The following is a 19098-nucleotide window of genomic DNA, read 5'->3' on the forward strand; positions in this document are numbered from 1 at the left end:
CCGCCGCCGCGAACCACACAACCCGCCCACCGCGAGGAGGCGCGTCATGACCGACGAGACCAAGGCGTTCCTGGAAGTCCTGGACCTGGACGGCGAGCCCTACGGCATGCACTCCACCGACGAGGAACCCGCATCCGGCTACTCGCCCAAGGCCGGACCGCCCGTCTCGCGGGAGCTGGAACAGGCCGGGGCCATGGACTGGCAGGCCGTGTGGGGCAGTTTTTCCTGCGTGCTGGGCAACCTCTGGCTGGCCCGGCGCAAGAACCTCCCGGCCTATTTCGAGGCCGCCCGCTACGGCTGCCCCGGGGCCTCCTTCTACCTGGGCTTCCACGCCCCGCAGTTGGACTTCATCACCTGCTACGTGAGCACGGGCGTCCCCGGCACGCCCGTGCACGGCGAGCGCTACCTGCCCGACCCCGCCACGGCGCGCCGCCTCTTCGAGGAGATCCCGCCGCGCATGGCCCCTGCCCGCTTCCGCGTGTTCAAGCCCTTGAGCGCCTTCGAGTCGGGCGAGACCCCGGAGACGATCACCTTTTTCGTGCGCCCGGAGCAGCTTTGCGGGCTGGGCTTCCTGGCCAGCTTCGTCACCGGCGACTTCGAGGCACTCATGAGCCCTTTCGGGGCGGGCTGCGCCTGCATGACCACCTGGCCTCTGCACTATCTCTCGCAGGGCAGGCTCAAGGCCGTTCTGGGCGGGCTGGACCCCTCGGAGCGCAAGTTCCTGGCCACCGACGAGCTGACCCTCACCGTGCCCAAGGCCCTCTTCGACCTTTTCGTGGAGCGCTGGCGCGACTCCTACCTGACCACCGACACCTGGGCGGGCATCCGCAAGAAGATCGCCCGCAGCGCCGAGGCCTGGGCAAGGGGCAAGGGCGGGGAGTAGCCGCGCGGCCCGTGCCGCCCCTGCACGGCCGAGCGGGGACGGGAGAACGTGCCGACGTGCGCTCCCCACAGGCCCTGGCCCGCGTGGCTCGCCCGCACCGGGCGAAACGGATGGCCCGGGCGCGCGCCCTGGCCGGACGGGACCGCCTGCCAAAACAAACGGCCGGGCTACGCGCCCGGCCGTCCTTCTTTCCGCATTCCCGGAGAGGGATCAGCCCAGGGCCTTGGGCGCGTCGCCGCCTTCCAGGCTCATGGAGCCGATCACCTCGCGCAGTTCGGAGGCCACCTGGGCCACCTCGCGCGACATGCCCGCCAGTTCTGTCATGGTGGAGGCGGTCTGTCCCGCGATGGCATTCACGTCCACCACGGTCTGGTTGATCTCCTCCGAGGCGGCGGACTGTTCCTCGGCTGCGGTGGCGATGGCGCGCACCATGTCGGCGGTGCCCGCAGCCACCTCCACGATGCCCATGAGGGCTTCGCCCGCGCCTTTCACGAGGTCCGCGCCCTTTTCCACGCGCGTTCCGGCCTCGTCCATGAGGTCGATGTTGCGCCGCGCGCCCTCCTGGATGCCGCTCACGGCGGCGTGCACGTCCTTGGTGGCGGCCATGGTCTTTTCGGCCAGTTTGCGCACCTCGTCGGCCACCACCGCGAAGCCGCGCCCGGCCTCGCCCGCGCGGGCGGCCTCAATGGCCGCGTTGAGGGCCAGGAGGTTGGTCTGGTCGGCGATGTCGGTGATGAGGTTCATGATGGCCCCCACGTCCTGGGCCTTGCCGCCCAGCAGGTGGAGGCTCTCGGCCATGGCCCGGGTCTGCTCGCGGACGTCCATGATGGCCCGGATGGACTCCTCGGCCACGCCGCTGCCGCGCTGGGCGTTCTCGCGGGCGGACTCGGCGCTTCGGGCCGCGTTGGAGGCGTTGCGCGCCACCTCCAGCACCGAGGCGTTCATCTGCTCCACGGCCGTGGCGGCCTCCTGGATGCGATGGCGCTGGTGCTCCGTGCCCTTGCTGGCTTCGTCGATACGGTCGAGCAGGTGCCCGGAGGTTCCGGCCAGGTGCAGGGCCACGGCCTCGGCGCGCTGGGCGGCCTGGGCGATCACCTGGTTCTGGGCCTCGATGCGCCGCTGCTGCTCGCGGATGGGCGTGATGTCGTTCCAGAAGGTGATGGAGCCCATGAGCCTGCCGTCCATGTCGAAGAACGGCGTGGACGACACGGTGATCGAGATGCCCCTGCCCGAGGCCGTCTGTACCTGGCGCTCGCCGTGCTGGGCCGTCTGGGTCTCGATGGCGACCTCGGAGACGGTCTTGCGGTTGACGTCGTTCCAGAAGAAGACGCCCGTGCGCATGCCCTGGTAGAGCTTGAGGTCGTAGGGCTTTTCGAGCAACTCGCACATCTGTCGGTTCACCCAGACGATGCCCCTGTCCGGCCCCACGATGACGCAAGGCGTGGGGATGCCCGCCAGCACGCCCTCGGAGAAGCCCAGCTTGTCCTTGAGCTGGGCCACCATGGCGCTGATGTCTCCGGCCAGAACGGCCAGTTCGTCGCTGCGCGGGTCCTCGAACCGGGGGGAGTAGTCGCCCTGGGCCACCTGCTCGGTCTGCCCGGCCAGGGCCTTGATACGCCGGATGAAGAGCACGCCCACGGCCCACACCGTCACGCCGATCAGACAGACCAGCCCGGCCAGGCCCACCCCCGCCGAACGCACGATCTGGGCGCGCATGGCGTCCATGGGGGCCGTCACGTCGGAGAGGAGCACCATCTGGCCCAGGATGGGCTCGGAGTCGCCGTGGCAGTGGTGGCACTTGACCTGGTTGGGCACGGAGATCACCCGGGCCAGGAACTTCTTGTCGCCCTTGTCCACGAACACGGACTCGCGCACCGCCTCCTTGAGGCCGCGCCTGTGCAGGCCCTCCAGTTCGGGGCTGGCGAAGACCTGGGCGAGGTCCTTGCGCACGGCGGCTTCGTCGGTGCTGTAGGTGACGTTGCCCGTATACGAGGTCATGTGGGCCGAAAGGTCCTTGAACTTGGAGCGGATGGCCTGGAACTCGGCGATGGTGCCCTTGTTGTCGCCCACGATCATGGGCTTCTCGATGCCCATGTAGGCCAGGTCGGCCTCGGTCTCGGCGGCGTGTCGGATCTGGGTGGTGACCAGATCGCGGGTTCCGGCGGCCTCGAAGGCCATGATCACGGCCACGGCCGTGAGGGAGATGGCCGCGATCACCAGGGAGAGCTTGGCGTTGATGGAGCGTGCGATCAGGTGCATGCCGGCCCTCCTAGTGCGCGCCCGAGTAGATCAGGGGCTTGAAGCGGAAGTCTTCCACGCGCTCCTTGTTGTGACAGGCGGTGCAGCTCTGGGTGTCGGGGCGGCGCGTGATGTCCTTGCGCTCGCCCGAGGCGGCGTGCGCGCCTCCGGGGCCGTGGCAGGTCTCGCAGCCCACCTCGGCCAGGTCCGGCGTGGCCTCCAGGCTGGTGAAGCCGCCCGCGCGGCCGTAACCCGTGGTGTGGCATTCGTAACACTGGCGCAGCTCGCGCTCCTTGAGCTTGGGGCGCATGATGGCCACCGAGTTCCAGGAGTGGGCCTTCTTGGAATATTTCTTGAAGTTTGAGAATTCTTTCTCATGACACTGGGAGCAGGCCTTGGAGCCCACATAGGCAGGCTCCCCCGCCGCCAGGGCCACGCCGGAAACCCCCAACAACAACACCCCGACCGCAAGACACGCCCACCGAGCCATGAGGATGCCCCCTCCACCAACGTCTTCGGATCGCCTTTCTTCCGTTCACCACACCATTTTGTCAAGGCATTGTGACATACTTCTCAAATGACACCAACCGAGGGGTTTCTCCCTCTTTTCAGGACGGGCGCGCCGGGATAAGCAAGCCTCCACCAACACCCAAGGAGCAGCCCATGACCGCCGCCCCCCTCGATCTCTTCGCCCGCTGCCGGACGGAACTCGCCGCCGGACCCGAGCCCAGGTTCGTCACCGTGGACGACGCCTGGTTCCTTTCCCTGGATGGCATCGGCAGGCCGGACGATCCCCGCTTCCGGGAGGGCCTGGCGGCGCTGTACACCGTGGCCCGGGCCCTGCGAGCCCAGTCGAAGGCGGATGGACGGCCCTTCGTCCTGCCCCGGCTGGAGGGTCTCTACAGCCTGGAGCCCGGCTACCAGGACTTCGACGCCGCGCCCCCCCAGGCCTGGCAGTGGACCCTCTGCCTGCGCGCCCCGGACTTCGTGGGCGACAACATCCTCTGGCCCCTCAAGGAGGCGCTCCTGGCCGGAGGCAAGCCGCCCATGGTGCGCCGCGTGAAGCTCATCGGCTTCGGGGAGGGGCGCGCCGCCCAGGCGCTGCACGTGGGGCCGCGCCACGACACCCGCGCCGTGCGGGAGGCCCTGGCGGCCTTCATCGAGCGCGAGGGCTTCGCCCCCTCGGGCCGCCGCCACGAAATCTACCTGAGCGACCCCCTGCGCACCCCCCCGGAGCGCCAGCGCACCATCGTCCGCTACCCCGTTGTCTGAGCCGGACGCCCGACCCCGCAGGACCGGACCCGGCGCGCCTGCCTCCCGCGCGGCCGACAAACCCGGCCATCCGTCGGCGGAAGGCCTGCCGTCCCGTCCCTCGTCCGGGGAAGCGCGGCCGGAGCCCTTGCGTCCACCCCGGCATGCAGGCATCGCGTTTACCAACCGTAAAAATTGCTGACACCCAGACGGCCCGCCCTCCAGCGGGCCGTCTTTTTTTCATCATCATTCCGGAACGTTGCCGAACAACGTTTCCGGCACGCCCTTTGCCTTTGCCAGGCCATGGCCACAGCCGCATCCAACCCTCCGACAGTGATCCTCGCCGACCGCAACCGGCACATCCGGGAGCTGCTGGCACGCGAGTTCGCCAGGGAAGGATACGCGGTGAAAGGCTGTGGACTGGGCAGGGAGGCGGCGCTCCTGGCCGCCGCGGAGGGCGACATCCTGGTGGTGGACGGCGAACTGCCGGACATGGACGCCGGGCGAGTGGTCAGCGAGGTGCGCCGGGTCAGGCCGGGACTTCCCGTGGCCGTATACGCCCACGAGGAGGACGAGGCGCGGCCCTGCCTGGGCCAACCGATGGTTTTCTATGTCCCCAAGAGGGACGATCCGGCGGGGCTGGTGAAGGCCGTGCTGGAAGCGTTGAGGGCACGGCCGACGGGACCTGCCGGATAAAGGGGCGCAAGGGCGCGGCGGGTCCCCTGGGGAACAACCCCGAGGGTGGAACAATGTCTAGGCAACGGAGGTGTTACCGGATGCGATTCTTCAGGGACGTCTACAATTTCATGATGGAAGGAGCGCGGGCCCACGCCAAGTGGGACTACGAAGTCTCCATGAACATCATCCAGAACCGCAAGAAGCTCCTGGTTCTTGCCGTACTGGCCCTGCCCATCCTGGGCTTCAGCTTCGTCGAGGCGGCGGACGTGATCGGCGGCAAGACCGCCTACATGCCCTCCTACTACAACACCACCATCTTCCTGGCTTCCATCGGCGTGGGCCTGGCCGCCGGCCTGATCACGGGCTGCATCGGCGCGGGCGGCGGCTTCATCATCACCCCGGCCCTGATGGCCGCGGGCGTGAAGGGCATCCTGGCCGTGGGCACGGACCTCTTCCACATCTTCGCCAAGGCCATCATGGGCACGGCGGTGCACAAGAAGCTGGGCAACGTCTCCGTGAAGCTGGCCCTGGGCTTCCTGCTGGGCTCCGGCTTCGGCGCGGTGGCGGGCGGCACGCTCAACAAGATGCTCTACGACTCCGACCCGCTCATGTCGGAACTGTTCATCTCCACCATCTACGCCGTGCTCCTGGGCTTCCTGGGCTTCTACGGCGCGTACGACTTCCTGAAGTCCCGCAAGGGCGAGGAAGGCGGCGACTCCCACGGCGGCCCCGCCGGCGGCGGCGTGCCCCCGCTGGCCCAGAAGGTCCAGGCCCTGAAGATCCCCCCCATGATCACCTTCGACGAGGACTTCGTCCCCGGTGGCCGTCAGCTCTCCATGTGGGTTATCGCCTGCGGCGGCTTCGTGGTGGGCGCCCTGGCGGCCATCATGGGCGTCGGCGGCGGCTTCATCACCTTCCCCATGTTCGTGTACGTCTTCGGCGTCTCCTCCATGACCACCGTGGGCACGGACATCCTCCAGATCATCTTCACCGCCGGCTTCGCGGGCATCGCCCAGTACGCCGTGTACGGCTTCGTGTTCTACACCCTGGCCATGGGCATGCTCATCGGCTCGCTCCTGGGCATCCAGGTGGGCGCGCTGGTGACCAAGGTCGTCAAGGGCGTGCACATCCGCGGCTTCTACGCCCTGTCCATCATCTCCGGCTTCATCAACCGCGCGGCCACCCTGCCCAAGAAGCTCACCGAGCTGGGCTACCTGGGCTGGTCTCCCGAACTCAACAACATGATCGAATACGTGGGCAACATCGTGTTCTGGGTCAGCGTCGGGCTCTTCGGCGTGTGGGTGTTCGGGAAGTTCTTCGCCAACATCCCCATGCTGCGCGGGGAGGAATAAGCAATGGCTATCACTAACAAATCCGCTTTCGGCAAGGGCCTCGCCCTCATGGTGAGCTTCTGCGTGGTCTTCGCCCTGATCATGTCCCCCCTGTTCAAGGACCAGAACGGCAACCCGCAGACCGGCCTTGAGTTCGCAGACGAGTTCTTCAACAAGCTCTCCAAGAACTCCTCCGACTACTTCGACCAGGTGAAGGAAACCGCCGCCAAGCAGAAGGGCAAGACCCTCGCCGTGACGGCCACCATCGCCAAGCCCGACCCCAAGGACGAGCCCGACGCCGCCAAGGCCCAGGCCAAGGCCAACCAGGACGCCCAGGACATCGCCAAGGCCCTCCAGGCCGCCGGCGCGCAGGTGGAAGTGAAGGACAACGTGCTCGCGATCAAGGGAGACCTGGGCGCCATGCTGGACTTCTCCACCGTGAAGAGCCAGTTCGCCTTCGGGCTCGTGGGCGCGGAGGCCGAGAAGCCCGAGAACCTGGCCCTGCGCAAGACCCTCAAGAACCTCTGGAAGGGCTACGCGGCCATGATCAAGCCCCTCCAGAAGGACGGCAAGGTGGCCGAGGCCAAGGCCCTGGACACCGTGATGAAGAAGGGCATCGAGCCCGCCTACAACTTCTACGGCATCGTGGGCGAGCCCGTCTCCAAGAACATCTTCCTGCTCACCTTCCTGCTGGCCTTCTACGTGGTCTACACCATGTGGTACGGCTACGGCATCTTCTACATGTTCGACGGCATCGGCCTGTCCATGAAGAAGTCCAAGAAGAAGCACTAGGATTCCTTAAACCCTAACCCCCCCATGCAGAGGCCGCCCCCCCCGGGCGGCCTCTCGCTTTTGGGGGAACTTCGGCGGGCGGCGCGACCGGCGCACCGGCCGTGCGCATTTTGCGGAACGTCTCGGCGAAGCGTCCCGGCCTAGCCTGCGGACCGGGCTTGCCATCATCCTCCCGGTTCATGCTACAAGGGCGTCAGCACCCGGCGTCCTCCCGGACGGACCGGGGCCATTCTTTCCCCGAGGTGACCCATGGCCGGACACTCCTCCCCCCCGATCCTTTTCACGCCCTTCACCGTGCGGGGCGTCACCCTGAAGAACCGCATCGGCGTCTCGCCCATGTGCCAGTACAGCTCCACGGACGGGCTGCCCACACCCTGGCATATGGCCCACCTGGGCAGCCGCGCCGCCGGCGGCGCGGGCCTGGTGTTCGTGGAGGCCACGGCCGTCGCGCCCGAGGGGCGCATCTCCCCGGGCGACATGGGCCTGTGGAGCGACGCCCACGCCCGCGCCCTGGCCCCCGTGGCCGAGGCCGTCCGCCTGCTGGGGGCCGTGCCCGCCATCCAACTGGCCCACGCCGGGCGCAAGGCCAGCTGCCTGCCCCCCTGGGCAGGCGGCGCGCGCATCGCAGACCCGGGTGCGGGCGGCTGGACCGTGCAGGCCCCCTGCCCACTGCCCTTCAACGAGTCCGACCCCCTGCCCGCTCCCCTGGACCTGTCGGGCATCGCGGCCGTGAAGCGGGCTTTCGTCGACGCCGCGCGCCGCGCAGTGGACGCCGGATTCGAGATCATCGAGCTGCACGCGGCCCACGGCTACCTGATGCATCAATTCCTCTCGCCCCTCTCCAACGTGCGCGCGGACGCCTACGGCGGCAGCCTGGAGAACCGCATGCGCCTGGCTCTGGAGACGGCCCGGGCCATCCGCGAGGCCATCCCGGACTCCATGCCGCTGTTTACGCGCGTCTCGGCCACGGACTGGGTGGAGAACGGCTGGGATCTCGAACAGACGGTGGTCCTGTCCGGGAAGCTCCGGGAGGCGGGGGTGGACGTGGTGGACGTGAGCACCGGCGGGCTCGTGCCCTACGCGAAGATTCCCGTGGGGCCCGGGTTCCAGGTTCCCTTCGCCCGGGCCGTGCGCGAGCGCGCGGGCGTGCCCACCTGCGCCGTGGGGCTGATCACCGAAGCCGCCCAGGCCGAGGAGGTGCTGGCCTCGGACGCGGCGGACATCGTGCTCCTGGGCCGGGAGATGCTGCGCGAGCCCTACTGGGCCATCAAGGCCGCCCAGGCCCTGGGCGTGGAGCCGGACTGGCCCGTGCAGTACGGGTATGCGGTGAAGAGGCGGTAGCGGGGGCTCGCCCGCAACGCAGAAGGGCCGGCGCTTCCGCCGGCCCTTTCATTTGATCCGTCCCGCCGCGCTTACAGCACGCGCATGTGCACGGGCTCGGCCTTCACGTAGGGGAACTCCCGGATGCGGGCCAGGGCCTGGTCCACCTGGCTCTGGCTGGCCGTGTGGGTCATGAACACGATGGGCACGATGGATTCGTCGGATGCGTCGGGGTCCACCTTCTGCACCACCTGGTGGATGGAGACCCCCACGTCGCCCAGGGCCTGGGCGATGGAGGCCAGCACGCCGGGCTTGTCCTCCACGGTGAAGCGGAAGTAGCGCCGCCCGCAGGACTCCTCGGCGGGCAGGATGTCCGCCAGGGGCAGGGTCTTCTCGGGGAAGCCGGTGTTGTTGGGCGCGGCCCCGTCGCGCGCCAGGGCCATGATGTCGGCCAGCACCGCCGAGCCCGTGGGCAGGCCGCCCGCGCCCTGGCCGTAGAGCATCACCGCGCCCACGGCGTCGCCCACCACGCGCACGGCGTTGAAGGCCCCCTGCACCTGGGCCAGCAGGTAGCTCTTGGAGAGGAGCATGGGGTGCACCCCGGCCATGATCCGCCCGTCCACCATCTTGGCCTGGCCGATCAGCTTCACCTCGCAGCCGAACTCTTTGGCGTAGGCGATGTCCAGGGGCGTAACGGCCGTGATGCCCGTCACCGGGAGCTTCTCCAGCGGGAAATGCACGCCGTAGGCCAGGCGGATGAGCAGGGCCAGCTTGTGGGCCGCATCAAAGCCGCCCACGTCCAGGGTGGGGTCGGCTTCCGCGAAGCCCTTCTTCTGGGCCTTCTTGAGGGCCGTTCCGTAGGAGAGGCCCTTTTTGGTCATGCGCGAGAGGATGAAGTTGGACGTGCCGTTCAGGATGCCCGTGACGGCCTGGATGCGGTTGCCCGCAAGGGACTCCTTGAGGGTCTGCACGACGGGGATGCCACCGCAGACGCTGGCCTCGTAGTAGAGCCCCGCGCCCTTGGACGCAGCCAGGGCGAAAAGCTCGGCCCCGCGTTCGGCCAGCAGGTGCTTGTTGGCCGTGACCACGTGGCGGCCGTTCTCCAGGGACGCCCGGATGAGCTCGTGGGCCTTGCCCAGCCCGCCCATGAGCTCCACCACGATGTCCACGTCCGGCGCGTGGGCCAGCTCCAGCGGATCGGCCACCACGCGCGCCCCGGCGGGCAGGGGCACGGCGCGCTGCTTGGCCGGGTCGCGCACGGCCACGGCGGTGACGGCCACGGGGCGGCCCAGGCGGCGGGCCACCCAGTCCGCGCTCTGGGCCAGGATGGCGGCCAGGCCCTGTCCCACGGTGCCGAAGCCCGCGAGCCCCAGGCGCACGGGGGCGCTCACGCTCCCCCCGAGAGGGCCTTCTTGATGCCCCGCATGGCCTGGTTGATGCGGTGGCGGTTCTCCACGAGGGCGAAGCGCACGTGGTCGTCGCCGAAGTGTCCGAAGCCCAGGCCCGGGGAGACGGCCACGTGGGCCTCCTTGAGCAGGAACTTGGAGAAGTCCACGGAGCCCATGGCCTTGAACTCGTCGGGGATCTCGGCCCAGACGAACATGGTGGCCTTGGGGGGCGGCACGTGCCAGCCCGCGCGGGTGAGCCCTTCGATGAGGGCGTCGCGGCGGTCGCGGTGCACCTCGCAGATTTCGGAAACGCAGTCCTGGGGGCCGTTCAGGGCCACGGTGGCGGCGATCTGGATGGGCTGGAAGATGCCGTAGTCCAGGTAGCTCTTGATGCGCGTGAGGGCGTGCACCATGTCGCGGTTGCCGCAGCAGAAGCCCACGCGCCACCCGGCCATGGAATAGCTCTTGGTGAGCGAGAAGAATTCCACGCCCACGTCCTTGGCGCCCTTGGCCTGGAGGAAGCTGGGGGCCACGTAGCCGTCGTAGCAGAGGTCGGCGTAGGCCAGGTCGTGGATCACGAGCATGTTGTGCTCTTTGGCGAAGTCCACGATCTTCTCGAAGAAGGAGATGTCCACCACCTCGGTGGTGGGGTTCTGCGGGTAGTTGATGATCAGGAGCTTGGGCTGGGGCCAGGTCTGGCGCGTGGCGGTGAAGAGGTCCGCGAAGAAGTCGCGTCCCTTGCCGATGGGGATGCGGCGCACGTCGGCCCCGGCGATGATGGAGGCGTAGGGGTGGATGGGGTAGGCCGGATCGGTGGCGAAGACCACGTCGCCCGGCTGGAGCATCACCAGGGCCAGGTGGGCCAGGCCTTCCTTGGCGCCCATGGTGACCACCACCTCGGAATCCGCGTCCAGTTCGACCCCGAAGCGGCGCAGGTACCAGTTGGCTGCGGCGAGGCGCAGGCCGGGGATGCCGCGCGATGCGGAATAGCGGTGGTTGACGGCCTTCTGGGAGGCTTCCACGAGCTTGTCCACGATGTGCTTGGGGGTGGGCAGGTCGGGATTGCCCATGCCGAGGTCCACGATGTCCACGCCCTGGCGGCGCATCTGCATCTTGAGTTCGTTGACCACGGCAAAGACGTAGGGTGGCAGGCGTTCCATGCGCGCGAACTTGTGCATGGCCAAAGGCTCCTTCTGTGGCGGAGGGTGAATGAATCCTCCTTGTGTACCGGCGGGCGGCCCGGCTGTCAAAGACTGGAATGAAACCTTGACCGGGGGGCCGCGCGCGGCTATGAGGTCTCTTCGCGGAGAGGTGGCCGAGCTGGCCGAAGGCGCTCCCCTGCTAAGGGAGTATACTGGCAAAACCGGTATCGCGGGTTCAAATCCCGCCCTCTCCGCCAGCCCTTACAGCACGAGGCTTCCCAGCCTTCTGGCCCCGGCCTAGGACACGGATTCCTGGCCGGGGTTTTGATTTTGTCGCACTTCTGGCCGTACACTCCCACCCGTTCTACTGGGCTCCGTTCATTCAGATGGGTAACTGGCACAGGGAGCAGTGGTCGATGGCGAAATATATCGAAGCGTTGCCTTCCGAAAGGGTCATGGTCGTGGCCATGCCAGTGCCCCACATCTCGTCACGCGCCCGGTTCCATCGGCGATGTTCATTCCGGCCGGGATCGCCCTGACGGTTTTCCTGGACCTCGGGGCCTTTCGTCTGCAACTGGGACAGGGTGGCGCTGCTGGACGTCCGCGCCCCCCTGCAGTGCCAGGAGTGACGGGCCAGAACCAGGCCGGACTGGGCCGTCTGAGTATCCATGGCGGATTCGTTCTTGTGGCTAGATCTTTGGGAAAAGCGCCTCGACTAGGCAAATGGGTGATGATCCAGGAATTTCGGCGGCAATTTGCATCCTCAGTTCCTGCATGGCACGAATGCTCGGCGTTGCAACCAGAATCTGTGCGCCATCCAGTTCTCCCGCCTCCATCGGGAGGAGGATGGGGGCCTTGCCATGGTAGAGACCGCGACCGCCCTTGGCATTGTCAATGAATGCCAGGACATCTAGACCAAGTTCTTCGAGGTTTTCAGCCACGCTGATCGCATACCGGCCGGCTGGCGCCAGGACGATGCGGTCGCCGGACTTCAGGCCGCAAGCCCCACCGAGCGCGTGCGCCGCGAACCCGGGATCGACGGGAAGTAGCTGAAGAGTTCCAGTTTGTGCCGAATAAAGGCAGGAGATTCTTTGCATCCATTCCGGGGGCAGCAGATCCAGGATTGTTTCCTCAGGGATACCGCGGGATGATAACATCTTTCTGGTCCATGGGACTGCATCAGCAAGAAGTATAACGTCATATTTAAGCTTACCGAGGTCACCAATAGAAACTATCGGATTTTCAAAGTAGTAATGATCTTTGGTCGGGCCATCGACGTGACAAACATATTGGCCCTGTTCAACACCAAAAAGGTTGTGGGTTCGCAATATACGAGCGTTCTCACCCCTTCCATACACAACGATATTCTTGTCACGCAGAACAGCGGAAAGCATTTCGGCTTGGCGAGATAGTGGGCTGTACTGAAAATAATTCACTGATGCAATCATTCTACACTGGCTACAAAAAGCCTTTACCAGGGGGAACGGCGAAAGAGGAACTTTGACTTGTGAAGCGCAGAAGGGGCATTCTCCTGAACCAGTGTCCGGGTCGAAGTTCTGGAGTGTAAATTTTTCAAGGTAATGAGTATTTATCCGGCGCATTTGTTGCATGACAACGGAATAGAGACGTGAGTCATCGACTTCACTGACATTAATCCTGTCGTAGTTTTTTGTTTTCCCATAAAGCAGCCCATTGTGTAGTCCTTGCTCGCACTGTAACTCTTCCAAATTGGAAAGGTATGCAACTTCATCAGAAATCAGTCCCCGCCGTAGGGCCCGCTGATAAATAGCTGTCCCCGGGTACGCGGTAACCATGCTAAAAAATGTGCAGTACAAATCGTTTTCGATAATAAAGTCGGCCGTTCCTTGTATATGCTTCTCGGTTTCACCCTCAGATCCGAACATGATCGCGCCTGTCGTCAAAATCCCAGCCAAATTCGCTGCTTTGTAGAATTCCAATACCATCTTGGTGGTAATCCCTTTCCGCATTCTCTTGAGAATATCGTCATTCCCGCTCTCAATACCCATAAACACATGGACGCAGCCTGCATCCTTCAAAACTTGCAGAATTTGCAAGTCAATGTTCCCTTTAAGACAGCAATTCCACGGCTTACCTATTCCACTCAGCTTGTATGCCTCGCAGAATTCGACAGCTTGATCGAGTCGCACGAAGGATGTCTCGTTCATCAAAGAGAAACCCCACATATGAGGATAGGCTTCGACAGCCTTTTGCATCTCCAAAATTACCAGCTCGGTTTTTCTGGCGGTAAAACCGTGGTACAAAGGAAAGCAGAATGTACAATTCCCGATGCAGCCCCTGGCATGATATATTGGATAGTCCAGATTGTGATTGGCCGATGCGGACCCGAAATGTCTTTCCACATGGACTTCTGTCCATTCCGGGGAGACGTCATACTTTGAGATATCTAATCGCCTGACATGGCGGTTTGCCATGATGACCCCATCCGAGTTTCTCCAGGCTAATCCCGGGAGGTCGGTCACATCCTCTTGCCTGTCGAGCCGCGTCAGGAACTCAGCAAACCTTTTTTCGGCTTCGCCTAGGAAAATATAATCCACGCCGAATTGAGAAAAGATCAATTCAAGCTGAATGCAGCTTGTGACTGGTCCACCCAATATTAGTGGAGTATCACTCAAGCCTTTCACTTTGGCGAAGAACTCATGAAAGAACTTCCACGAACCGACCATCCCGCCTGACCCTATGCAGAGGTACTCCCCGGCTCGGATTGCTTCTTCCGGCAGAGGGGTGAATTCAAGGTCTATGTATTCATAGGGGATGTGATGCTTTTTTAGGTCTGCCAGCACATAGGCGATGCCGACGGGAGGACCTGAAAGCTTCGGAGAAGCAATAAGCACTTTTTTCAAAATTTTACCCTCTTGATGAGGTTAATGGATAGAATAACGTGGAGATTCTCGCTGGCCCGTGCATGTCTCGCACCGCCAAGCATCCATGGGCTTGCCACCCTCGACTTGGGGCGATCATGTCGCCTGCGTATGCCACAAAAAGTTCATGCAATTATCATGTCAAAAGATTCAGCTTATTTAATTTTTTGTGTCCCAAAGCCCGGTAGAGTCTCAGTTTGTGGTGTAAGAGCCTGCCGCCTGCGAGAGGGGGGCTGCGGCAGGCAGCCGTTCTTCCGAAGGGTTTTGTCACCAAAACAAGCCCTAACAGGTCGTTGAGGAATTCCTCTCATTAATCAAATCAGGACATGCCACCGCCTCGTTGGCTACTCTGTGAGTGTCTAACCACTGACTCACTACTTGCGCAACCACTGGCTCCAAAGCCTTGTTGGCGGCACACCCCGTACCTCATGTCTCATTCGGTAATGGAGGGTGTATGGAGATTTTGCAGGATGGTGCCTGAAGGGCTTGGGTAATCAGGAGTTGACACTCTTCCAGGTCATACACCTTCATACATTGTGATTACAGCGGCTTAAACAGTTCTATCCAACATCGCGGTCAACCCAAGGTTCACCGGGAGGTTGACCACCATAGAAAAAGGGCCAGTCAACTTTGTCAGTTAACCGGCCCTTTTTCTTGGGGAAATTTATGGTCGGGATGAGAGGATTTGAACCTCCGACCCCCTGAACCCCATTCAGGTGCGCTCCCAGACTGCGCTACATCCCGACGCGAAGAAGGAGTCTTTAGCCTTGCAGCGACACAGTGTCAACGAAGAATCGCGAGGAAGCACGTTTTTCTTGCCCGGGCTGGCGCAGAGCCCCTTTCCGGGTTACGCTGGGTTTGACCGGGCATCGGCCCCGGGCAACCGTCACGCGAGGTTCCGCATGCTCCATCCCGACGATCCCGTCCTGGTCACCGGCGCCACGGGCTACGTGGGCGGCCGCCTGGTCCCCCTGCTCCTGGTGCGCGGACGCCGCGTTCGCCCCGCGGCCCGCTCCCTGGACAAGCTCGCCTGCCGCCCCTGGGCCGCCCATCCGCGCTGCGAGCCCGTCCAGGCGGACATGCTCGACGCCGCATCCCTGGACAAGGCCCTCTTGGGCTGCCGCGCCGCCTACTACCTCGTCCACTCCATGGGCTCCGCGGGCAGGGACTTCGCCCAAGCCGACGAGCGCTCCGCCCTCAACTTCGGCGAGGCCTGCGCCCGGGCGGGCGTGGAACGCATCGTCTACCTGGGCGGCCTGGGCGACGACAACGCCGAACTGAGCCACCACCTGCGCTCCCGGCACCGCACCGCCCACAACCTGGCCCGGGCGGGCGTGCCCGTCACCCACCTGCGCGCCGCCGCCATCCTGGGCGCGGGCAGCGCCTCCTACGAGATCCTGCGCTCCCTGGTGGAGCGCCTGCCCGTGATGATCACCCCGCGTTGGGTGCACACGCGCTGCCAGCCCATCTCCGTGCGCGACGTGCTCGACTACCTGGCCGCCTGCCTGGAACACCCCGAAACCGCAGGGCAGACCTACGACATCGGAGGCCCCGATGTGCTCACCTACGAGGACCTCTTCCAACTCTACGCCCAGGTGGCGGGGCTGCCCCGGCGGATCATCGTGCCCGTGCCCCTGCTCACGCCCAGGCTCTCGGCCCATTGGGTGCGCTTCGTCACGCCCGTGCCCGCCTCGGTGGCCCGCCCGCTCATCGAGGGACTGCGCAACGAGGTGGTCTGCCGCGACGACCGCATCCGCCGGATCATCCCCCTGGACCTCCAGGGCTGCCGCGAGACCTTCCAGGCCGCACGCCGCGAACTCAAGGACCGCCTCGTGCCCACCTGCTGGAGCGATGCGGGCCAGGTGCGCGCCCCGGAGTGGCTGGTGTGCGGCGACGCGCCCTACGCGGGGGGCGAGGTGCTGGAGATGGCCTTCCGTGCGCTCCTGGACGCTCCGCCGGAGCGCGTGTGGCCCGCCGTGGAGTCCATCGGCGGGGAGCGCGGCTGGTACTTCGCGGACGTGCTCTGGAAGCTCCGGGGCCTGGTGGACCGCCTCATGGGCGGCGTGGGTCTGGCCCCCGGCAGGCGCGACCCCGAGCGCCTTTTCGCGGGGGACTGTCTGGACTGCTGGCGCGTGCACGCCTGCGAGCCCCCGGCCCGGCTGGTGCTCCTGGCGGCCATGAAGTCCCCGGGCGAGGCGGCCCTGGAAATCACCCTGGCCCCGCGCGCACAGGGACGCGCGGAGCTCCTGCTGCGCGCCCGCTTCCAGCCCAGGGGCCTGGCCGGACAGATCTACTGGTGGGCGCTGTGGCTGCCGCACCTCGCGCTCTTCCGCGGGCTGCTCCGGGGCCTGGCCCGGGCCGCCGGGGCGCGCGTGCTGGAGGGGCCGTCGCTGGCCCCGCCCGCGAACGGCCAGGGCTGCGCCGTGCGGCGCTGAACGCACAAGGCCGACGCTCGCGCGTCGGCCTTTGCCTGATGTCGCGTCTCAATGACGTGCGCCCGGGCCGCCCGGGCGTCGTCCGCCCGCAGCCCTCCTACGGGGCCTTGGAGAGAATGTCCGCCGAGACCTCCCGGGCGCTGGCCGTGCCCGTGAGGAGCATGGCCGAGAGAAGCTCCGAGCGCACTTTGCCCAGCCATGCGGCCACGCCCTCGGCCCCGCCGCCGAAGGCGGCCACGGCCAGGGGCCTGCCAACCAGCACGGCGTCGGCCCCCAGGGCCAGCAGCTTCAGCACGTCCGCGCCGGAACGCACGCCTCCGTCGGCCAGGATGGCCACGCGGCCCTTCACGCGGGCGGCGATCTCGGGAAGCACCTCGGCCGCGCCGGGGGTGTGGTCCAGCACGCGCCCGCCGTGGTTGGAGACCACGATGGCCGCCGCGCCAGCGCCCACGGCCAACTGGGCCTCGTCGGGGGTCATCACGCCCTTGATCACGAAGGGAAGCCGCGTGGAGGCGGTGATTTCCTTGATCTCAACGAAGGTCTTGGGGCTCACTGGCTGGCCCTTGAGGGCCATGGTGATGAGCCCCGCGCCGTCCACGTCCATGCCCACGGCCATGGCCCCGGCCTCTTCGGCGCGGCGCACCAGGGCCAGCACGGCCTCCTGGGCGCGCGGTTTGATGAAGGGCACGCCCTGACCGCCTCGGGCCGCGATGGAGCGCACGCCGCCCTCGTACATGGCCGGGTCCGCGCCGTCGCCGCAACAGCCCACGGTCCCGGCGGCCAGGGCACCCGCGACGATCATCTCCGCGAAGGCGTCCTCGGCGATCTTGCCGCCCATGTTGTAGACCACGCCGGTCATGGGCGCGGCCAGCACGGGCATGGAGAGGGTCTTGCCGAAGAGTTCCACGGAGGTGTCTGCCTCCTTCACGGCGTGAATGGTGCGCAGGTTGAGCCGCCAGGCCGCCAGGGCCTCCAGGTTGGCCCCGAAGGCGCGCCCTGTTCCGGCCCCGCCCATGCCGGGCACTTCCCCGGCGCAGGCGCGTCCGTCGCAGACGGGGCAGACCCTGCAATAGCCCTTCATCGCCTCGCGGGCGGTCTTGCGCAGTTGGGCCATGTCCATGATGAGCCTCCAGATGTGCTTGGTTTGTTGGTTTGTCCGGTCTCAGTGCAGGGCCACGGAGCCGCCGCGCGCGGCCCGGCGGCGCATGAAGAGCGCCCCCGCCACGCACACGAGGCTCACCATGCCCAGAAGCCGGAAGCTGTCCAGATAGGCCAGGAGGGCCGACTGCTGCAAGAGCAGCTGCTCCAGCACCGCCAGGGCCTTCTGCTTGGCGGCCACGGGGTCGAACCCCTGGGTGAAGTAGGCCGTGAGGCCCTGGAAGAACTCGTTGAAGCGCGGGTTGGCGGGGGTCATGTGCCCGGCCAGGAGGGTCTGGTGGCTCTGGGAGCCACGCGCCACCATGGTGGTGACCACCGAGATGCCCACCCCGCCCCCGATGTTGCGCATCAGGTTGAACAGCCCCGAGGCCGTGCCCATGCGGTGCTGGGGCATGGAGGCCATGGAGAGCATGGTCAGGGGCACGAAGATGAAGCCCATGGAGAGCCCCATGATCACGTTGGGCCAGGCGATGTGCCCCTGGCTGATCTGCAGGTTGATGGTGGAGAAATAAAGCGAGGTGAGCCCCAGGATGAGGAATCCCCCCGCGATGAGCTTGCGTGCATCCACGCGGTTGATGAGCCGGCTCACCAGCACCATGGAGACGATGGCCCCGATGCCCCGGGGGCTGAGGGCCAGGCCGCTGTCCAGGGCCGTGTAGCCCATGAGCGTCTGCAGGTAGAGGGGCTGGAGCGTGATGGTGGCGTAGAGCACCACGCCCAGGAGCGTCATCATGCCCGTGCCGATGGCGAAGTTGGCGTCCTTGAAGACGCGCAGGTCCACGATGGGGTGCTCGGCCCGCAGCTCCCAGACGATGAAGGCGACCATGGAGAGCAAGGAGATCACGGAGAACCAGAGAATCCAGCCCGTCTCGAACCAGTTCTCCTGCTGGCCCTTGTCCAGCACGATCTGGAGGGTGGCCAGCCACAGGGCCATGATGGCGAAGCCCGTCACGTCCACGCCGCCCGCCTTGCGGCGCTGGGCCTCCAGGTAGGGCGGGTCCTCGATGAAGGTCCGGCACATGAGGAAGGCCGCGACGCCCACGGGGATGTTGATGGTGAACATCCAGCGCCAGGAGTAGTGGTCCGTGAGCCAGCCGCCCAGGGTGGGCCCCACGATGGGGGCCACCACCACGCCCATGCCGAAGATGGCCATGGCCGTGCCGCGCTTCTCGGGCGGGGCGCTCTCCATGAGGATGGCCTGGGAAAGGGGCTGGAGCGCCCCCCCGGCCGCGCCCTGGACGATGCGCGCCAGGATGAGCATGGGCATGGACCCCACCGCCGCGCACCAGGCCGAGGCCAGGGTGAACAGGGCCACGCAGGCCAGCAGAAAGCGCCTGCGCCCGAAGCGTACCGAAAACCACCCCGTGAGCGGCAGCACGATGGCGTTGGCCACCAGGTAGCTGGTGAGCACCCAGGTGGCCTCCTCGTGGCTGGCCGAGAGGTTGCCCGCCATCTGGGGCAGGGCCACGTTGGCCATGGTGGTGTCGAGCACCTCCATGATGGTGGGCAGCATCACCGAGGGCGCGATCACCCACAGGCTGGCCCGGGGCCTCCAGGGGGCGTGGTGCTGGGCGGGCATGGC

Annotated in this window: 15 protein-coding genes and 2 tRNA genes; 8 read left to right on the plus strand and 9 right to left on the minus strand. The window is 66.0% G+C overall.

Features of this window, described 5'->3' with window-relative positions:
• The first annotated feature begins 46 nt into the window (after nucleotides 1–46).
• Nucleotides 47–883 (plus strand): DUF169 domain-containing protein, encoded by an 837-nt coding sequence (locus tag NNJEOMEG_RS08140; RefSeq protein ID WP_173083202.1) that lies wholly within the window; start codon nucleotides 47–49, stop codon nucleotides 881–883.
• A gap of 210 nt (nucleotides 884–1093) precedes the next feature.
• Here NNJEOMEG_RS08140 and NNJEOMEG_RS08145 read toward each other — a convergent pair whose 3' ends face one another.
• Both NNJEOMEG_RS08145 and NNJEOMEG_RS08150 read right to left on the minus strand, forming a co-directional pair.
• On the minus strand, nucleotides 1094–3142 hold the full coding sequence (locus tag NNJEOMEG_RS08145; RefSeq protein ID WP_173083204.1) for a methyl-accepting chemotaxis protein: 2049 nt from the start codon (nucleotides 3140–3142) through the stop codon (nucleotides 1094–1096).
• Nucleotides 3143–3152: 10 nt separating this feature from the next.
• Entirely contained in the window at nucleotides 3153–3581 is a 429-nt protein-coding gene (locus NNJEOMEG_RS08150; protein ID WP_235956891.1) for a cytochrome c family protein, read from the minus strand.
• Between the two features lie 203 nt (nucleotides 3582–3784).
• Between NNJEOMEG_RS08150 and NNJEOMEG_RS08155 the strand changes: the two genes are divergently transcribed.
• The 5 genes from NNJEOMEG_RS08155 (at nucleotide 3785) to NNJEOMEG_RS08175 (ending at nucleotide 8514) form a co-directional block, all read left to right on the plus strand.
• A complete protein-coding gene (locus tag NNJEOMEG_RS08155) occupies nucleotides 3785–4393 on the plus strand; it encodes a GyrI-like domain-containing protein (RefSeq protein WP_173083208.1) in 609 nt (202 codons plus the stop codon).
• A gap of 282 nt (nucleotides 4394–4675) precedes the next feature.
• The gene (locus NNJEOMEG_RS08160; RefSeq protein WP_173083210.1) at nucleotides 4676–5068 is read left to right on the plus strand and encodes a response regulator; all 393 of its coding nucleotides are present in this window, start codon (nucleotides 4676–4678) and stop codon (nucleotides 5066–5068) included.
• Between the two features lie 80 nt (nucleotides 5069–5148).
• Nucleotides 5149–6402: a sulfite exporter TauE/SafE family protein gene (locus NNJEOMEG_RS08165; RefSeq protein ID WP_173083212.1), complete on the plus strand. Its 1254-nt coding sequence runs from the start codon at nucleotides 5149–5151 to the stop codon at nucleotides 6400–6402.
• A 3-nt stretch (nucleotides 6403–6405) separates the two neighbouring features.
• Nucleotides 6406–7173, plus strand: coding sequence for a hypothetical protein (locus tag NNJEOMEG_RS08170; RefSeq protein WP_173083214.1), 768 nt, complete (start codon nucleotides 6406–6408; stop codon nucleotides 7171–7173).
• A 249-nt stretch (nucleotides 7174–7422) separates the two neighbouring features.
• On the plus strand, nucleotides 7423–8514 hold the full coding sequence (locus NNJEOMEG_RS08175; RefSeq protein ID WP_173083216.1) for an NADH:flavin oxidoreductase/NADH oxidase: 1092 nt from the start codon (nucleotides 7423–7425) through the stop codon (nucleotides 8512–8514).
• 71 nt (nucleotides 8515–8585) lie between these two features.
• Here the strand turns inward: NNJEOMEG_RS08175 and NNJEOMEG_RS08180 are convergent, their stop codons facing one another.
• Complete coding sequence (locus NNJEOMEG_RS08180) at nucleotides 8586–9884, minus strand: homoserine dehydrogenase (protein WP_173083218.1); 1299 nt, start codon at nucleotides 9882–9884, stop codon at nucleotides 8586–8588.
• A complete protein-coding gene (locus NNJEOMEG_RS08185) occupies nucleotides 9881–11059 on the minus strand; it encodes an aminotransferase class I/II-fold pyridoxal phosphate-dependent enzyme (protein ID WP_173083220.1) in 1179 nt (392 codons plus the stop codon). Before NNJEOMEG_RS08185 ends, NNJEOMEG_RS08180 begins: the two co-directional genes overlap by 4 nt.
• Before the next feature lie 127 nt (nucleotides 11060–11186).
• On the opposite strand from NNJEOMEG_RS08185, the gene NNJEOMEG_RS08190 reads away from it, so the two are divergent.
• Nucleotides 11187–11280 (plus strand) — tRNA-Ser (locus tag NNJEOMEG_RS08190).
• A gap of 125 nt (nucleotides 11281–11405) precedes the next feature.
• On the opposite strand, the gene NNJEOMEG_RS08195 is transcribed toward NNJEOMEG_RS08190, so the two are convergent.
• The 3 genes from NNJEOMEG_RS08195 to NNJEOMEG_RS08205 form a co-directional block, all read right to left on the minus strand.
• Nucleotides 11406–11693: a hypothetical protein gene (locus tag NNJEOMEG_RS08195; RefSeq protein WP_173083222.1), complete on the minus strand. Its 288-nt coding sequence runs from the start codon at nucleotides 11691–11693 to the stop codon at nucleotides 11406–11408.
• Nucleotides 11694–11712: 19 nt separating this feature from the next.
• Complete coding sequence (locus NNJEOMEG_RS08200; protein WP_235956892.1) at nucleotides 11713–13896, minus strand: B12-binding domain-containing radical SAM protein; 2184 nt, start codon at nucleotides 13894–13896, stop codon at nucleotides 11713–11715.
• 694 nt (nucleotides 13897–14590) lie between these two features.
• Nucleotides 14591–14667, minus strand: a tRNA-Pro gene (locus tag NNJEOMEG_RS08205).
• Between the two features lie 158 nt (nucleotides 14668–14825).
• On the opposite strand from NNJEOMEG_RS08205, the gene NNJEOMEG_RS08210 reads away from it, so the two are divergent.
• Nucleotides 14826–16358, plus strand: coding sequence for an SDR family oxidoreductase (locus NNJEOMEG_RS08210; RefSeq protein WP_173083226.1), 1533 nt, complete (start codon nucleotides 14826–14828; stop codon nucleotides 16356–16358).
• 97 nt (nucleotides 16359–16455) lie between these two features.
• Here NNJEOMEG_RS08210 and NNJEOMEG_RS08215 read toward each other — a convergent pair whose 3' ends face one another.
• Both NNJEOMEG_RS08215 and NNJEOMEG_RS08220 read right to left on the minus strand, forming a co-directional pair.
• Nucleotides 16456–17478, minus strand: a complete 1023-nt coding sequence (locus NNJEOMEG_RS08215) for an alpha-hydroxy-acid oxidizing protein (RefSeq protein WP_173083228.1) — start codon at nucleotides 17476–17478, stop codon at nucleotides 16456–16458.
• Between the two features lie 42 nt (nucleotides 17479–17520).
• Nucleotides 17521–19095 (minus strand): DHA2 family efflux MFS transporter permease subunit, encoded by a 1575-nt coding sequence (locus tag NNJEOMEG_RS08220; protein WP_173083230.1) that lies wholly within the window; start codon nucleotides 19093–19095, stop codon nucleotides 17521–17523.
• Nucleotides 19096–19098: the final 3 nt, after the last annotated feature.

Source organism: Fundidesulfovibrio magnetotacticus (assembly GCF_013019105.1).
Classification (GTDB): Bacteria; Desulfobacterota; Desulfovibrionia; order Desulfovibrionales; family Desulfovibrionaceae; genus Fundidesulfovibrio; species Fundidesulfovibrio magnetotacticus.

What these genes read in the sequence shown, in the direction of transcription:
- NNJEOMEG_RS08140 (WP_173083202.1), top strand. Translation starts at nt 47, where the DNA reads ATGACCGACGAGACCAAGGCGTTCCTGGAAGTCCTGGACCTGGACGGC.
- NNJEOMEG_RS08145 (WP_173083204.1), bottom strand. Translation starts at nt 3,142, where the DNA reads ATGCACCTGATCGCACGCTCCATCAACGCCAAGCTCTCCCTGGTGATC.
- NNJEOMEG_RS08155 (WP_173083208.1), top strand. Translation starts at nt 3,785, where the DNA reads ATGACCGCCGCCCCCCTCGATCTCTTCGCCCGCTGCCGGACGGAACTC.
- NNJEOMEG_RS08160 (WP_173083210.1), top strand. Translation starts at nt 4,676, where the DNA reads ATGGCCACAGCCGCATCCAACCCTCCGACAGTGATCCTCGCCGACCGC.
- NNJEOMEG_RS08165 (WP_173083212.1), top strand. Translation starts at nt 5,149, where the DNA reads ATGCGATTCTTCAGGGACGTCTACAATTTCATGATGGAAGGAGCGCGG.
- NNJEOMEG_RS08170 (WP_173083214.1), top strand. Translation starts at nt 6,406, where the DNA reads ATGGCTATCACTAACAAATCCGCTTTCGGCAAGGGCCTCGCCCTCATG.
- NNJEOMEG_RS08175 (WP_173083216.1), top strand. Translation starts at nt 7,423, where the DNA reads ATGGCCGGACACTCCTCCCCCCCGATCCTTTTCACGCCCTTCACCGTG.
- NNJEOMEG_RS08185 (WP_173083220.1), bottom strand. Translation starts at nt 11,059, where the DNA reads ATGCACAAGTTCGCGCGCATGGAACGCCTGCCACCCTACGTCTTTGCC.
- NNJEOMEG_RS08195 (WP_173083222.1), bottom strand. Translation starts at nt 11,693, where the DNA reads ATGGATACTCAGACGGCCCAGTCCGGCCTGGTTCTGGCCCGTCACTCC.
- NNJEOMEG_RS08210 (WP_173083226.1), top strand. Translation starts at nt 14,826, where the DNA reads ATGCTCCATCCCGACGATCCCGTCCTGGTCACCGGCGCCACGGGCTAC.
- NNJEOMEG_RS08215 (WP_173083228.1), bottom strand. Translation starts at nt 17,478, where the DNA reads ATGGACATGGCCCAACTGCGCAAGACCGCCCGCGAGGCGATGAAGGGC.
- NNJEOMEG_RS08220 (WP_173083230.1), bottom strand. Translation starts at nt 19,095, where the DNA reads ATGCCCGCCCAGCACCACGCCCCCTGGAGGCCCCGGGCCAGCCTGTGG.